The sequence below is a fragment of the Mesorhizobium sp. M7A.F.Ca.MR.148.00.0.0 genome (genome assembly GCF_003997735.1).
In the GTDB taxonomy this organism is placed as follows: domain Bacteria; phylum Pseudomonadota; class Alphaproteobacteria; order Rhizobiales; family Rhizobiaceae; genus Mesorhizobium.
Genome location: NZ_RZTB01000623.1, coordinates 1 through 255, shown reverse-complemented (window position 1 = coordinate 255; position 255 = coordinate 1). Strand labels below are relative to the sequence as shown.

At 69.4% G+C, this 255-nt stretch carries 1 pseudogene; it reads right to left on the bottom strand.

The annotated features are described in order from the left end of the window. Positions 1-255: pseudogene (locus tag EOB49_RS35570) on the bottom strand (carboxypeptidase M32); the annotation flags it as partial.

Sequence of the window (255 nt, the reverse complement as noted above, 5' to 3'; positions counted from 1 at the left end):
AGCGGCTTCAGCGGGCGCTTGCGCAGCCGCGCGTCCTGGATCGCCAGCGCCTCCGGCACGAAGCCTTTCAGGAAAGCCTTCAGGTCGGCGAAGACTGGCGTGATGTCGGCGGTGCGGTTGCCGGGGTCGTACTGCTCCATCAGTGCGTCATAGGGGGCTAGGCCGAGCACATCGGCACGCAGCGCCCCCTCCTCGCGAACCAGCGCCACGACGCCCTCCAGCGCCGGCTGGAAGCCTGCCCAGTCGTTCTTGGCG